Source organism: Saccharopolyspora cebuensis (assembly GCF_039542665.1).
GTDB classification, from domain to species: Bacteria; Actinomycetota; Actinomycetes; order Mycobacteriales; family Pseudonocardiaceae; genus Saccharopolyspora; species Saccharopolyspora cebuensis.
The window spans coordinates 250252-262816 of the sequence record NZ_BAABII010000001.1; the positions used below are offsets into that span (position 1 = coordinate 250252).

Genomic DNA, 12565 nt, shown 5'->3' on the forward strand with positions numbered 1-12565 from the left:
TCGCCTCAGCGCAGGAGGGCGTCGACGAAGGCGTGCGGTTCGAAGGGCGCCAGGTCATCCGGGCCCTCGCCGAGCCCGACCAGCTTGACCGGGACGCCGAGCTCGCGCTGCACCTGGAAGACGATGCCGCCCTTGGCCGTGCCGTCGAGCTTGGTCAGCACGATGCCGGTGACGTCGACGACGTCGGAGAACACCCGGGCCTGGGTGAGCCCGTTCTGGCCGGTGGTCGCGTCCAGCACCAGCAGCACCTCGTCGACCTGGGCCTTCTTCTCGACGACGCGCTTGACCTTGCCCAGCTCGTCCATCAGGCCGGTCTTGGTGTGCAGCCGCCCCGCGGTGTCGACCAGCACGGCGTCCACCGCGGTGTCCGAACCCCGGCTGACCGACTCGAACGCCACGCTCGCCGGATCGGCGCCCTCCTTGCCCTTGACGACCTCGGCGCCGACCCGGCCGCCCCAGGTCGCGAGCTGCTCCACGGCGGCGGCGCGGAAGGTGTCGGCGGCGCCGAGCAGCACCTTCCGGCCGTCGGCGACCAGCACCCGGGCCAGCTTGCCGGTGGTCGTGGTCTTGCCGGTGCCGTTGACGCCCACCACCAGCACCACGGCCGGTTTCCCGCCCTCGGCGGGGTCGCCGTGCGGCAGCGCCTGCACCGAGCGCGGCATGTCCGGGCCCAGCGCGTCGACCAGCACCTCGTGCAGCAGCGCGCGCGCCTGCTCGGGCGTGCGCACCGCGCGGGAGGCCAGCTCGCCGCGCAGCCGTTCGATCACCTCGGTGGTCGTCGCCGCGCCGAGGTCGGCGAGCAGGAGGGTGTCCTCGACCTCCTCCCAGGAGTCCTCGTCGAGGTCGCCCGCACCGAGCAGGCCGAGCAGGCCCTGCCCCAGCGACGAGCGGGAGCGCGACAGCCTGCCGCGCAGCCGCTCCAGCCGCCCGGTGGTCGGCTCGATCTCCTCGATCTCCTCGGCGACCGCCGGTTCGGGCTCCGGAACCGGCTCGACCCGCTCCTGCGGCGGGGCGGTCGGCGCGGCCGGGACCTCGGGGCGCGCCGGTGCTTCCGGTTCCGCGGGTGCTTCCGGTTCGGCGGGGCGCTCCGGTGCGCGGGGCTCCGGCGTCTCGGGTTCGGCCGGTGCCTCGGGTTCGGCCGGGGCTTCCGGCGCGGTGGCCGACGGCGGGGCTTCGGCGGTGCCCTGGTCCGGCAGCGGCACGTCGACGATGTCGCGCCGCGCGCTGTCCCGCGGCACGGCCGCGTCGTCCCCGATCCCGGGCTGGCCCTCCACCTCGGTGCGGTCCCCCGCGGGGTGCTCCGGGGCGGCGGTACCGGCCCCACCGCTGGACAGGCTGATGCCACCGCCCGCCCGGTAGCCGCCGTCCTTGACGGCCTCCGAACCGCTCGCGGTCTCGTCCTGTTCGCCCAGGCTGATCCGGCGCTTGCGACGCAGCGCGATGCCGGCGACGACGGCGATCGCCAGCACCACCAGCGCCACGACGACGATCAGAATCACGTTGGAGGTGGTCACCGCGCCATCCTCGCACCCGTGCGGCGCGCCGCCGGAACGCGCCCCGGCCGGTTCCCCCCCGCGCGGTGATCGATTCACCATCCCGCCCCGGCGGACGCTTGCCATTCACCCGGGCTGTGGACTACACCACAGAAGTGGAGTCGTGTCGGGTCCTCGGGATCCTGTCCGGCACGTCGATGGACGGCATCGACGTCGCCGCGGCGGACCTGCGGCTCGACGGCGACGCCGTCGAACTCCGGCCGCTGGGCGACACCGAGCTCCCATACCCGGCTGAGCTGCGCGAACGGTTGCTGCGCGCGCTGTCCGAGCCCTGCGGCGCCGCCGAGCTGTGCCGGCTGGACACCGAGATCGGCCAGGCCTTCGCCGACGCCGCGCGCCGCGGGGTGGAGCTGGCGGGCGGACGGGCCGACCTGGTCGCCTCGCTCGGGCAGACGGTGCACCACTGGGTCGAGGACGGCGCGGTGCGCGGCACCCTCCAGCTCGGGCAGCCCGCGTGGATCGCCGAGGCCACCGGCCTGCCGGTGCTCGCCGACCTGCGGGTCCGCGACGTCGCCGCCGGGGGGCACGGCGCGCCGCTGGCCGCCGTGCTCGACGCGCTGTGGCTGGCCGACGAGCCGGGCCCGGTCGCCGCGCTGAACATCGGCGGGATCGCCAACCTCACGGTGGTCGGCGGCGACCGGCCGCGCGCCTACGACACCGGACCGGGCAACGCGCTGCTGGACCTGGCCGCCGGGATGGTCAGCGGGGCCCGGGCCGACGTCGACGGCGCCCTGGCCGCGCGCGGCGCGGTGCGACCGGACCTGCTCGCCGTGCTGCTCGACGAACCGCACTACCGGCGCCCGCCGCCGAAGTCCACCGGCAAGGAGCTGTTCGGCCGCGACCACCTGACCCGGGCGCTGGCCGCCGTGCCGCCCGTCGAGGGCCCCGACCTGCTGGCCACCCTCACCGAGCTCACCGCCGCCACCATCGCCGACGCCTGCCGCGCCGAGCGGGTGCGGTCCGCGGTGGTCTCCGGCGGCGGCGTCCGCAACCCCGTGCTGCTGGCCGCGCTGCGGCGGCGGATGCCGGTGCCGCTGCGGCTCAGCGACGAACTCGGCCTCCCCGCGGGGAGCAAGGAAGCCCTGCTCACCGCGCTGCTCGGCTTCCTCACCTGGCACGGCCTCCCGGGCACCGACCCGGACGCCACCGGTGCCACCGGACCCCGGCTGCTCGGCGCCCTCACCCCCGGCGCCGGGCCGCTGCGGCTGCCCGCGCCCGCCGACCGGCGGCCGCGGCGCCTGCGCATCCCGCGCCCGACCAAGGAGGTCCCGTGCACCCAGTGGACGTCGTGATCATCGTCGGATACCTGCTGCTGGTCCCGGTGCTGGGCATGCTGCTGGCGGGCAGGCAGCGCACGGCGAAGGACTTCTTCGTCAGCGACCGCAACCTGCCGTCGTGGACGGTGTGCTTCGCGGTGGTGGCCACCGAGACCTCCACGCTGACGGTGATCAGCACGCCCACGGTGGCCTACCTCGGCTCCTTCACCTTCCTGCAGCTCGCGATCGGCTACCTGCTCGGCCGGATCGTGGTGGCGTTCCTGCTGCTGCCCCGCTACTACGGCGGCGAGCTGGTCACCGCCTACGCCTACCTCGGGCAGCGGTTCGGCTCCGGGTTGCAGGCCACCGCCTCGGCGACGTTCCTGGTCACCCGGCTGCTCGCCGACGGGGTGCGGCTGTTCGCCACCGCCATCCCGGTGAAGGTGATGCTGTCGGTCGCCGGGATCGACGTGGCGTTCTGGCAGATCCTGCTGGTCATCACGGCCGTCACGGTGCTCTACACCTACGTCGGCGGCACCCGCGCGGTGGTGTGGGTGGACGCGCTGCAGATGGTGCTCTACGTGGTCGGCGGGATCATCGCGGTGGTGGTGCTGGCCGGGATGCTGCCGGACGACTGGTTCGGCACGGCGCTGGCTGCGGGCAAGTTCCAGTTCCTCGACTTCGGCGCCTCGGTGCTCACCTCGCCGTACTCGTTCGTCACCGCGATCATCGGCGGGGCGATGCTGTCGATGGCCTCGCACGGCGCCGACCAGCTCATCGTGCAGCGGCTGCTGGCGACCCGGACGCTGGGCGCGGCGCGGACCGCGCTGATCGGCAGCGGCGTGCTGGTGTTCCTCCAGTTCGGACTGTTCCTGCTGATCGGCGCGATGCTGTGGGTGCTCTACGACGGCGTCGCCCCGGAGGCCATGGGGATGGCCACCGACGACGACCTGTTCCCGACGTTCATCGTGACCCAGATGCCGCCGGGGATCTCCGGGCTGCTCATCGCGGGCATCCTGGCCGCCGCGATGAGCTCCTCGCTGAACTCGCTGGCCACCTCCACGGTCACCGACATCACCCGGCGCTTCGCCAGGCGTCCGCTGGACGACGCGGCCGTGCTGCGGCAGGCGAAGCTCTGGGTGCTGGTGTGGGGTGCGGTGCTGTTCGTCTTCGCCTCGATGTTCACCGGCACCGACAACCCGGTCATCGAGCTCGGCCTGGGCATCACCGGCTACACCTACGGGGCGCTGCTCGGCGCGTTCTTCCTGGGGCTGTTCGTCCGGCGCGCCCGGCAGGCCGACGCGGTGATCGCCTTCGCGGCCACCGTCGCGGTGATGGCGGTGGTGATCCTCCTGGTGCGCTTCCCGGACGGCGACGGCGGTTCCGCCCCGCTCGCCTACCCCTGGTACACCCCGCTCGGGGTGGTGGTGACGCTGCTGGTCGGCGGCCTGCTGTCGCTGCGCCACCGCGACCGGGGCAACCACCCGGAACCCGCCGAGACCACCTGAGCACCCGCGCCACCACCGGGCCCACCCCACCCGGAAGGGTTGTGAGTGAGGGGCACCCTTGTCCCGGTTAGGACCGCTTTCGCCAACGGCCTGCGTGGCGGTGCGGGTAGCGGAACCTCAGCGGTCTTCTCGCTCCGGGAGCCGTTCCTGATGTACCAACGACGTACACGGCGTCACGGCTGTCCTCGCGAGAAGACCGCTGAGAACCCGCCGCGGTGCCGGTTGACGGCCTCACCGCATGCGGCTCCGCCGCATTCTGAAAGGACCCCTTACTGGGACGAGGGTGCCCCTCACTCAGTTCACGAACGGGGTGCGCGCGGGTTACAGCATCAGCGTCGGCAGCAGGACCAGGAGGAGGCACAGCACGAAGATCCCGCCCATGATGCCCAGGGTGAGGCCGAGCTGCGGGGTGTCCTGCGGGACGGGGCCGATCGCACCGGCGCCGAAGGCGATCGCCGGTGGCTTGTAGTAGACGTCGACCTGCTGACCGGCGGCGACCGGCACCACGGCGACGGCGTGCCCGAACGCCCACAGGTACGGCGTGTGCACCTGGATGTGGTGCTGGCCGGGCGGCAGGTCGATCGGCAGCTTGCCCCAGACCCCCGGCGGGCCGGGCTGGCCGTTGATCGTGATGGTCGGCTTGAACAGCGCGAGGATGAACGCCAGCGGGAAGTACGAGCAGTCCAGCACCACGCGGCCCATCCCCGGCGGGGGCGGCGGGAGCTGCGGACCGGCGGGCATCGGCTGCGGTGGCATCCCCGGCGGCTGCATCCCCGGCGGCTGCATCCCGGGCTGCATCCCCGGCTGCGGCGGCATCCCCTGGGGCGGCATGCCGGGTTGCGGCGTCCCCTGGGGCGCGGACGGGAACCCCCCCGACGGCGGCGCGTAACCACCCGGCGGCGGCATCGGCTGGCCCTGCTGCGGCGGGTGGTTACCCGGCGGCTGGCCGTAGGGGTGGGTCATGAGCAGCCTCCTGGCGTCGACACCGGCGCCCACCCTACTTCCCGGTCCCGGGCCTTCAGCGGCGGTCCGGCGAAGTCGATGGAGAACGCGACGGACACCGGCGGACGGAAGCGGGAGACGGTGCGCGGCACGGAACACGCGGCGATCCAGCGCAGGTTGGCGCCCTATTCGACGGGCGAGGTCGACGGCGTCGAATGGGTGCTGCTGCACACCCACGTCGCCGGGTGCGCGGCCTGCCGGGCCGAGGTGGAGCACCCGGCGCCGCGCACCCGGGCCGCACCGCGCCGCATCCCGCCGCGACCGCGCCCGCGGCCCCGCCCGGCGCCGCCGCGCTGGCCGGTGGTCTGCGGCGGGCTCGCGGTGGCCGCGCTCGTGGTCACCTCGGTCACCCACGCCGCCTGCTCCTGGTGAGGGTCATCCCTCGGGCGGTGCCTCGGGGAGTTCCTCCTGCGGCGCGGTCGGCTGGCCGCTCAGGCGCTGCGAGATCACCTGGGTGATCCCGTCGCCGCGCATGGTCACGCCGTAGAGCGCGTCGGCGATCTCCATGGTCGGCTTCTGGTGGGTGATGATGAGCAGCTGCGAGGTCGTCCGGAGCTGGTCGAGCAGCGTGATCAGCCGCCGCAGGTTGGTGTCGTCCAGCGCCGCCTCCACCTCGTCGAGCACGTAGAACGGCGAGGGCCGGGCGCGGAAGATCGCCACCAGCATGGCCACCGCGGTCAGCGACTTCTCGCCGCCGGACAGCAGCGACAGCCGCTTGACCTTCTTGCCCGGCGGGCGGGCCTCCACCTCGACGCCGGTGGTGAGCATGTCCTCGGGGTCGGTGAGCACCAGCCGCCCGTCCCCGCCGGGGAACAGCACGGTGAACACCTTCTCGAACTCGGCGGCGACGTCGTGGAAGGCGGCGGTGAAGACCTCGAGGATCTTCTCGTCGACCTCCTTGACCACGCTGAGCAGGTCGCGGCGGGTGGCCTTGAGGTCCTCCAGCTGGGTGGACAGGAACTTGTAGCGCTCCTCCAGCGCGGCGAACTCCTCCAGCGCCAGCGGGTTCACCTTGCCCAGCAGGGACAGGTCCTTCTCCGCGCGCTTGGCCCGGCGCTCCTGGGCGGCGCGGTCGTAGGGCACCGGCGGCGGCGCGCTGACCTCCTCGCCGCGCTCCCGGGCCGCCTCGTACTCGGCGAGTTCGGCGGCGCTGGGCGGGATCGGCACCGTGGGACCGTACTCGTCGACGAGGTCGTCGAGCCCGATCCCGAAGTCCTCGATGATCTTGGACTCCAGCTGCTCGATGCGCAGCCGCTGCTCGGCGCGGACCACCTCGTCCCGGTGCACCGCGTCGGTGAGCTTCTCCAGCTCGCCGCTGAGCTCGCGGACCCGCGCCCGCACCACGCCGAGGGCCTGGTCGTGCTCGCGCTGCTGGGCCTGGGCGAGGTCGCGCTCCTCGGTGGCGGTGCGCAGCGAGACCGCGATCCGGTCCAGCGCGGTCCGGCAGCCCTCGACCACCGCCTGCGTCACCCGCGCCGCGCGCTCCTTGGCCCGGCGGGCGGCTTCGGCGCGGGCCCGGGCCTCGCGCTCGTGCCGGGCGGCGCGGCGCAACTGGTCGGCGCGGCCCTGCACCGCGCGGGCCCGCTCCTCGGCGGTGCGCAGCCCCAGCCGCGCGTCCATCTCCTGCTGCCGGACGGTCACCAGCTCGGTGTTGAGCCGGTCGCGCTCGTCGGTGTCGGGTTCGGCGGCGTCGTCCTGCTCCCGCTGCACCGCGTCCAGCCGCGCCTGCAGCTCCTCCAGCTTGGCCAGCGCGTCGGTGCGGGTCTGCTCGGCCCGCACGCTCTGCTGGCGGAGCCGGTCGACCTCCGCCGAGGCGGAGCGGGCCGCCCCGGCCAGGCTGGACACCCGCTCGGTGCTGCGCGCCCGCCGCACCTTGGCCTCGTTGATCTCCTCCTGGACCGCGCGGACCTCGCCGCGCCGCGCCTCCTCCTCGGCGCGGGCGCCTTCCAGCGCCGCCGAGTGCTGGTCCAGCCTGCGCTGCGCGGCGGCCAGCTCGGCCTCGGCCTCGTCGACGGCGGCGCGCACCTCGATGACGCTCTGCCGGTCCGCCGAACCGCCGCTGGCCCAGTGCACGCCGAGCACGTCGCCCTGCGCGGTCACCGCGCGCACCGCCGGATCGGCCTCGACGAGGGGCCGCGCCTCGTCGAGCGAGTCGACCACCGCGACGCGCTCCAGCGCGCGGGTCAGCGCCGGCCGCAGCTCGTCGGGGGCCTGCACCAGGTCCACCGCCCAGCGCGCCGCCCCCGGCGGCCACCCCGAGCGGTCCGGTGACTCCGCGCCGCCGACCAGCAGCCCGGACTGCCCCGCCTCGTCGGTCTTGAGCAGCTCCAACGCGGTCACCGCGTCGGCCACCCCCCGCACCGCGACCGCGTCGGCCACCGCGCCCAGGGCCGCGGCCAGCGCCACCTCGGCGCCCGGTTCCACGGTGATCAGCCCGGCCACCGTCCCGAGCACGCCGGGCAGCTCGGCCGCCAGCAGCGTCCCGGCACCGTCCTTGCGCTGCAGGCCCATCGCCAGCGCCTCGACCCGCGCCTTCCACGACGCGATGTCGCGCTCGGCGGCGCGTTCGGCCTTGACCAGCTCCTCGACCCGGGCCCGCGCCGCGTCCCGCGCCTCGGCTGCGGATTCCCGGCGCTCCTGGAGACCGGCGTCGTCGGCGTCCTGCCCGCCGCCCTCCTCCTCGGCGTCGGCGTGCCGCCGCTCCGCCTCCTCGGCGCGCGCGACGGCTTCCTCCAGCTCGCCGGAGAGCCGCTCCCGCTCCTCCTCGGCCGACTCCGCCTTGCCGCGCACCGACTCCACCTGGCCGGACAGCCGGGCCACGCCCTCCCGGCGATCGGCGATGGCGCGCACCGCCGCGAGGTGGGCCTGCTCGGCCTCCTTCAGCGCCGCCTCCAGCTCGGAGCGGCGATCGACGACCTCGGTGAGCGCGTCGCGGGCCTCCTCCATCGCCTCGCGCAGCTCGACCTCCTGCTCGGCGGCCTCCTCGGCCTCGGCGTCGAGCTCCTCGGGATCGCGGCCCGGCCGGTGCTCCTCGGCCTGGGCGGTGAGGTGCCGGTGCCGTTCGGCGGCGAGCCGGTGCGTGCCGCCCAGCCGCTCCTCCAGCGCGGAGAGGCGGTACCAGGTCTCCTGGGCCTTCTCCAGCCGGGGCGCGTCGGCGGCGACCTTCTCCTCGAGGGTCTTCTCCTCCGACTGGGCGAACTGCAGCGCCCGCTCCACCTCGGCGCGCTTGACCCGGGCGGTCTCCTGGTCGGCCTCGTCGCGGGCCAGCTCGGCGCGGGCGGTGACCAGGTCGTCGGCGATCAGCCGCAGCCGCGCGTCCCGGAGGTCGGCCTGCACGGTCTGCGCCTTGCGGGCGATCTCGGCCTGCTTGCCCAGCGGCTTGAGCTGGCGACGCAACTCGCCGGTGAGGTCGGTCAGCCGGGTGAGGTTGGCCTGCATCGCGTCGAGCTTCCGCAGCGCCTTCTCCTTGCGCTTGCGGTGCTTGAGCACCCCGGCGGCCTCCTCGATCAGCCGCCGGTGCTCCTCGGGCTTGGCCTGCAGGATGGTGGCGAGCTGGCCCTGCCCGACGATCACGTGCATCTCCCGGCCGATGCCGGAGTCGGAGAGGAGCTCCTGCACGTCCATCAGGCGGCAGGAGTTGCCGTTGATCTCGTACTCGCTGGCGCCGTCGCGGAACATCCGCCGGGTGATCGAGACCTCGGTGTAGTCGATCGGCAGCGCGCCGTCGCCGTTGTCGATGGTCAGCGTCACCTCGGCGCGGCCCAGCGGCGCCCGGCCCGCGGTGCCCGCGAAGATGACGTCCTCCATCTTGCCGCCGCGCAGCGCTTTGGCGCCCTGCTCGCCCATCACCCAGGTGAGCGCGTCGAGCACGTTCGACTTGCCCGAGCCGTTGGGCCCGACGACGCAGGTGATGCCGGGTTCGAAGCGCAGCGTGGTGGCCGAGGCGAAGGACTTGAATCCCTTGAGCGTCAAGCTCTTGAGGTGCACGGCGTCGACCTTCCCGTTACCGCTCGGCGCACCGGATCGCCCGGTTCCTGCCACGTCCGGCCGACTCTACCTGCGAGGACGTCGGAGTTGCCGCAGAACCGTCCGTGCGTCCGCGGGTGCCCGCGTGCTCAGCGTTCGACTGCTCAGCGTTCGACGAAGCCGTCGAGCCCGCCCCTGGGTTCCGACCACTGCTCGGCGACGTGCTCCACCGATCCCGGCGCGTCCGCCGAGCGCAGCGCCACCAGGAGCGATTCGCACGCCTGCGCCGGACCTTCGGCGACCACCTCGACCCGCCGTCCCGGCAGGTTGGTGGCGCTGCCGACCAGACCCAGTTCGAGCGCGCGGGCCCGCGTCCACCAGCGGAATCCGACGCCCTGGACCTCACCGTGCACCCATGCGGTCAACCGCCGCGTTCCGGTATCCGTCACGCCCGCATGATCCCGCACGGCCGCGGTCGGCGCCCTGCGGGCCCGGCCCCGGACCCGGATCGCTACGGTGGCCCCCGGCACGACCCGCCCGGTGCGCGCTGAACGGTGCGGACGACGAGAACACCGAGGGATGCGATGCGGCAGGAAGACCCGGACGCCAGACCGAAGCGCCTCGTGCTGTGGGCCGCTTCCGGCATGGTGATCTCCACCGTGTTCGCCACCGCCGCCGCGATCGCCGCGGGACCCGGCACGCAGGCGGGCGACGCCCCCGACTTCTCGCTGAAGCCGACCGCCACCTCCCGGCCGGTCCCGACCTCCGCGGACTCGTCCGGGCAGCTCCCCCCGCCCCCGCCGCCGGGCACCAGCACGACCACCGCCGGGACCACGTCGTCCACGACGCCCCCGACCACCTCGGACTCCCCGACCCGCACGCCCACCGGCGAGGACCCACCCCCCGGCCACCGGCCACCGCACCGCCCGCCGCCGGTCCCCCCTCCGCCGCCGCCATCCTCGGACGACCCGGAGCCGACGACGCCGACCGAGACCTCGACGTCGAAGCCGCCGGACACGACGGAACCCCCACCCACGACGGACACCTCGACCGGGGAGCCGGGAACCACGAGCAACCAGGGCACCGCCGCGTCGAGGACCACGACCGGGGGCGCCACGACCTCGGGCACGCCGTGACGCGCCTGGCCGTGCACGCCTGCCGGTCGCTGTGCTCGTGGCACCGGACCCGCGCGGAGCTCGACGGGCTGCCGCTGCTGGCCTGCCGGGGCTGCGGTTCGCAGTGGGTGCGCACCGAACCGTGGACGCCGGTGGACCACACCGGCCGCATCCCCGACGACGTCCGCGCCGAACTCCGCCGCACCACCGCTTTTCACCCGGAAGAGGGCTGAGTGAGGGGCACCCTTGTCCAACATACTGGGGCAAGGGTGCCCCTCACCTGGAAAAGGTCACCCGTTCAGGAGTTGGGTGCGGGCGTTCAGGACGGGTCGTTCGGGATTCGCAGGGTGGCTCGGGAACCGGTGGGGGCGACCAGCGCCGCGTTGCGTTCGTCGCTGCGCAGCACCCACTCCCGGGCCTGCTCCGGGGTGCGGCCGTACCGCACGTGGCGGTCGATCAGCCGCCGCACCCGCAGCTCGTCGTCGGGCGCCAGGAACCAGGACTCGTCGAGCAGCCCGCGGACCGGGGCCCACGGCGGGGTGTCCAGGAGCAGGTAGTTGCCCTCGGTGATCACCAGCGGGACCTCCGGCGGCACCGCGATCGACCCGGCGTAGGACTCCTCGACCTCGCGGTGGAACTCCGGCGCGTACACCGTCTCCCCGCCCGGGTCCCGGAGCCGGCGCAGCAGCGCGACGTACCCGGCGGCGTCGAAGGTGTCCGGCGCGCCCTTGCGGTCCTGCCGCCCCAGCCTGCGCAGTTCGGCGCCCGCCAGGTGGAAGCCGTCCATCGGCACCAGCGCCGCCTCGGCACCGAGCTCGGCGAGCACCCGCTGCGCCACCGTGCCCTTGCCCGCGCCCGGCGCGCCCGCGATGCCCAGCACCCGCCGCGAGCCGGTCCCGGCCAGCGCCCGGGCCCGGGCCAGCAGTTCGTCGAAGCCGATCACGCGCCCAGGCTACGGCCGGTCCTCGTGCACCTCGTCCAGCAGGTCCCGGACGTACTCGGCGATGCGGTTGCCGTCGGCGGGGGCGATGGTGCTCCACCGGCGGCCGTCCCCGCTGGGGCGCACCACGTGCAGGTAGCGGCCGGACGGGGTGTCGTGGAAGGCCACCACCCGCTCCGCGCGGTCGGCCCGGCCCCCGCGCCGGGGGCGGCTCTCCGCGCCGAACTGGCCGCGCACCCCCATCCCCGCGGTCATGTGCGAGACGTCCACCGCGTCGTCACCGGGCACCCCGAGGGCGCGCAGCTCGTCGGAGAACAGGTGCGGATCGTCGGTTCCGGCGAGCCGGCCCGCCTCCCGCAGCACGTCGTTGGGCAGGCTCACCGAGCGCCCGCGCCCGGCGGGCACGTCCCCGGCCACCGACACGGCCGCTTCGGCCAGCGCGCCGCCGCGCAGCGCGGTGAGCTCCACGACGTCGCCGTCCACCACGGCCAGCACCCCCGCCTCGCCGGAACCCGCGGCCAGCGCCCGGATCCGCCGGTCGGCCCAGATCCGCACGTCCACGCTGCGCTGCGGCCGGTCCAGCAGGGCCAGCAGATCGCCGAAGTCGACGTCGACCCGGTCCCGCCCGGTCTCCGCCAACCGCCTGCCGCGCAGGCCCGCCCAGACCTCGGCGACGAGCCGGTCGCGTTCGGCGCGGGACGCACCCGGGCTCGGCACCTCCAGCACCACGTGCCGGTGCTCGGTGAGCTTCTCCGCCTCGCACACCACGTCGAACTCGGCGGCGGAGAGCATGACCGGATCGGCCTCGGCCCCTGGTCGCACGTCAGTCCCGCTTCGCCGGTTCGTCGCCGGACCCGGATTCCCGGCCGTGGCCCGATTCCTCGCCGCGGCCGGGCTCCTCGTCGCGCTGCGGTGCCTCGCCGCCCAGCACCGCCGGGGCGACGAGCCGCTCGTCGTCGAACGGGGTCTCGTCCACGGCGTACTGGTTGTCGTGTTCCTGGTCCTCCTCGGACCGGGCCTGACCGCCGCGCGTCGCAGCAGGTCCCATCAGCGCGCCGCCCGCCGGTCGGCTGCCCGGGCTCCCGCCCGCGGTGCGCCCCGCGGTGGTGTCCCCGGGACCGCCGCCGATGCCCGACGAGCCGCCCCGGACCGGAGCGGAGCCGCCGCGAGCCGTACCCGGAGTCGCCGCACCCGGAGTCCCGCCGCCCACGCCGCGGCCGCCGAG

The 12565-nt window shown here is 74.8% G+C and carries 11 protein-coding genes and 1 pseudogene; 4 read left to right on the top strand and 8 right to left on the bottom strand.

Going from position 1 to position 12565, the window contains the following annotated elements; all coding sequences use genetic code 11:
- Window positions 1-5 precede the first annotated feature (5 nt).
- Window positions 6-1514, bottom strand: a complete 1509-nt coding sequence (ftsY, locus tag ABD976_RS01165; RefSeq protein ID WP_345355622.1) for a signal recognition particle-docking protein FtsY — start codon at window positions 1512-1514, stop codon at window positions 6-8.
- A 134-nt stretch (window positions 1515-1648) separates the two neighbouring features.
- Here ftsY and ABD976_RS01170 point away from each other — a divergent pair, with 134 nt between their 5' ends.
- Both ABD976_RS01170 and ABD976_RS01175 read left to right on the top strand, forming a co-directional pair.
- Complete coding sequence (locus ABD976_RS01170; RefSeq protein WP_345355625.1) at window positions 1649-2845, top strand: anhydro-N-acetylmuramic acid kinase; 1197 nt, start codon at window positions 1649-1651, stop codon at window positions 2843-2845.
- On the top strand, window positions 2824-4317 hold the full coding sequence (locus tag ABD976_RS01175; RefSeq protein ID WP_345355628.1) for a sodium:solute symporter: 1494 nt from the start codon (window positions 2824-2826) through the stop codon (window positions 4315-4317). The genes ABD976_RS01170 and ABD976_RS01175 overlap by 22 nt, the downstream gene beginning before the upstream one ends.
- Before the next feature lie 321 nt (window positions 4318-4638).
- Here ABD976_RS01175 and ABD976_RS01180 read toward each other — a convergent pair whose 3' ends face one another.
- The gene (locus ABD976_RS01180; RefSeq protein ID WP_345355631.1) at window positions 4639-5280 is read right to left on the bottom strand and encodes a hypothetical protein; all 642 of its coding nucleotides are present in this window, start codon (window positions 5278-5280) and stop codon (window positions 4639-4641) included.
- 78 nt (window positions 5281-5358) lie between these two features.
- Between ABD976_RS01180 and ABD976_RS01185 the strand changes: the two genes are divergently transcribed.
- A complete protein-coding gene (locus ABD976_RS01185) occupies window positions 5359-5691 on the top strand; it encodes a hypothetical protein (protein ID WP_345355634.1) in 333 nt (110 codons plus the stop codon).
- A gap of 3 nt (window positions 5692-5694) precedes the next feature.
- On the opposite strand, the gene smc is transcribed toward ABD976_RS01185, so the two are convergent.
- The 3 genes from smc to ABD976_RS01200 all read right to left on the bottom strand — a co-directional run bounded on the left by smc (window position 5695) and on the right by ABD976_RS01200 (window position 10414).
- Entirely contained in the window at window positions 5695-9306 is a 3612-nt protein-coding gene (smc, locus tag ABD976_RS01190; protein WP_345355637.1) for a chromosome segregation protein SMC, read from the bottom strand.
- A 143-nt stretch (window positions 9307-9449) separates the two neighbouring features.
- Window positions 9450-9734, bottom strand: coding sequence for an acylphosphatase (locus ABD976_RS01195; RefSeq protein WP_345355640.1), 285 nt, complete (start codon window positions 9732-9734; stop codon window positions 9450-9452).
- 62 nt (window positions 9735-9796) lie between these two features.
- On the bottom strand, window positions 9797-10414 hold the full coding sequence (locus ABD976_RS01200) for a hypothetical protein (protein WP_345355643.1): 618 nt from the start codon (window positions 10412-10414) through the stop codon (window positions 9797-9799).
- A 3-nt stretch (window positions 10415-10417) separates the two neighbouring features.
- On the opposite strand from ABD976_RS01200, the gene ABD976_RS01205 reads away from it, so the two are divergent.
- Window positions 10418-10633, top strand: a complete 216-nt coding sequence (locus tag ABD976_RS01205; protein ID WP_345355646.1) for a hypothetical protein — start codon at window positions 10418-10420, stop codon at window positions 10631-10633.
- An 86-nt stretch (window positions 10634-10719) separates the two neighbouring features.
- Here ABD976_RS01205 and ABD976_RS01210 read toward each other — a convergent pair whose 3' ends face one another.
- The 3 genes and pseudogenes from ABD976_RS01210 to ABD976_RS01220 form a co-directional block, all read right to left on the bottom strand.
- Window positions 10720-11343, bottom strand: a complete 624-nt coding sequence (locus ABD976_RS01210) for a nucleoside/nucleotide kinase family protein (protein ID WP_345355649.1) — start codon at window positions 11341-11343, stop codon at window positions 10720-10722.
- A 9-nt stretch (window positions 11344-11352) separates the two neighbouring features.
- Window positions 11353-12162 carry an ESX secretion-associated protein EspG gene (locus tag ABD976_RS01215; protein ID WP_345355652.1) on the bottom strand — a complete coding sequence of 270 codons (810 nt, stop codon included), beginning with the start codon at window positions 12160-12162 and terminating at the stop codon, window positions 11353-11355.
- Window position 12163: 1 nt separating this feature from the next.
- Window positions 12164-12565 (bottom strand): annotated as a pseudogene (locus ABD976_RS01220) (hypothetical protein); the annotation flags it as partial.

Excerpts from the sequence above, each read along its gene's own strand:
- ABD976_RS01180 (WP_345355631.1), bottom strand. The coding sequence starts at position 5,280 with ATGACCCACCCCTACGGCCAGCCGCCGGGTAACCACCCGCCGCAGCAG.
- ABD976_RS01185 (WP_345355634.1), top strand. The coding sequence starts at position 5,359 with ATGGAGAACGCGACGGACACCGGCGGACGGAAGCGGGAGACGGTGCGC.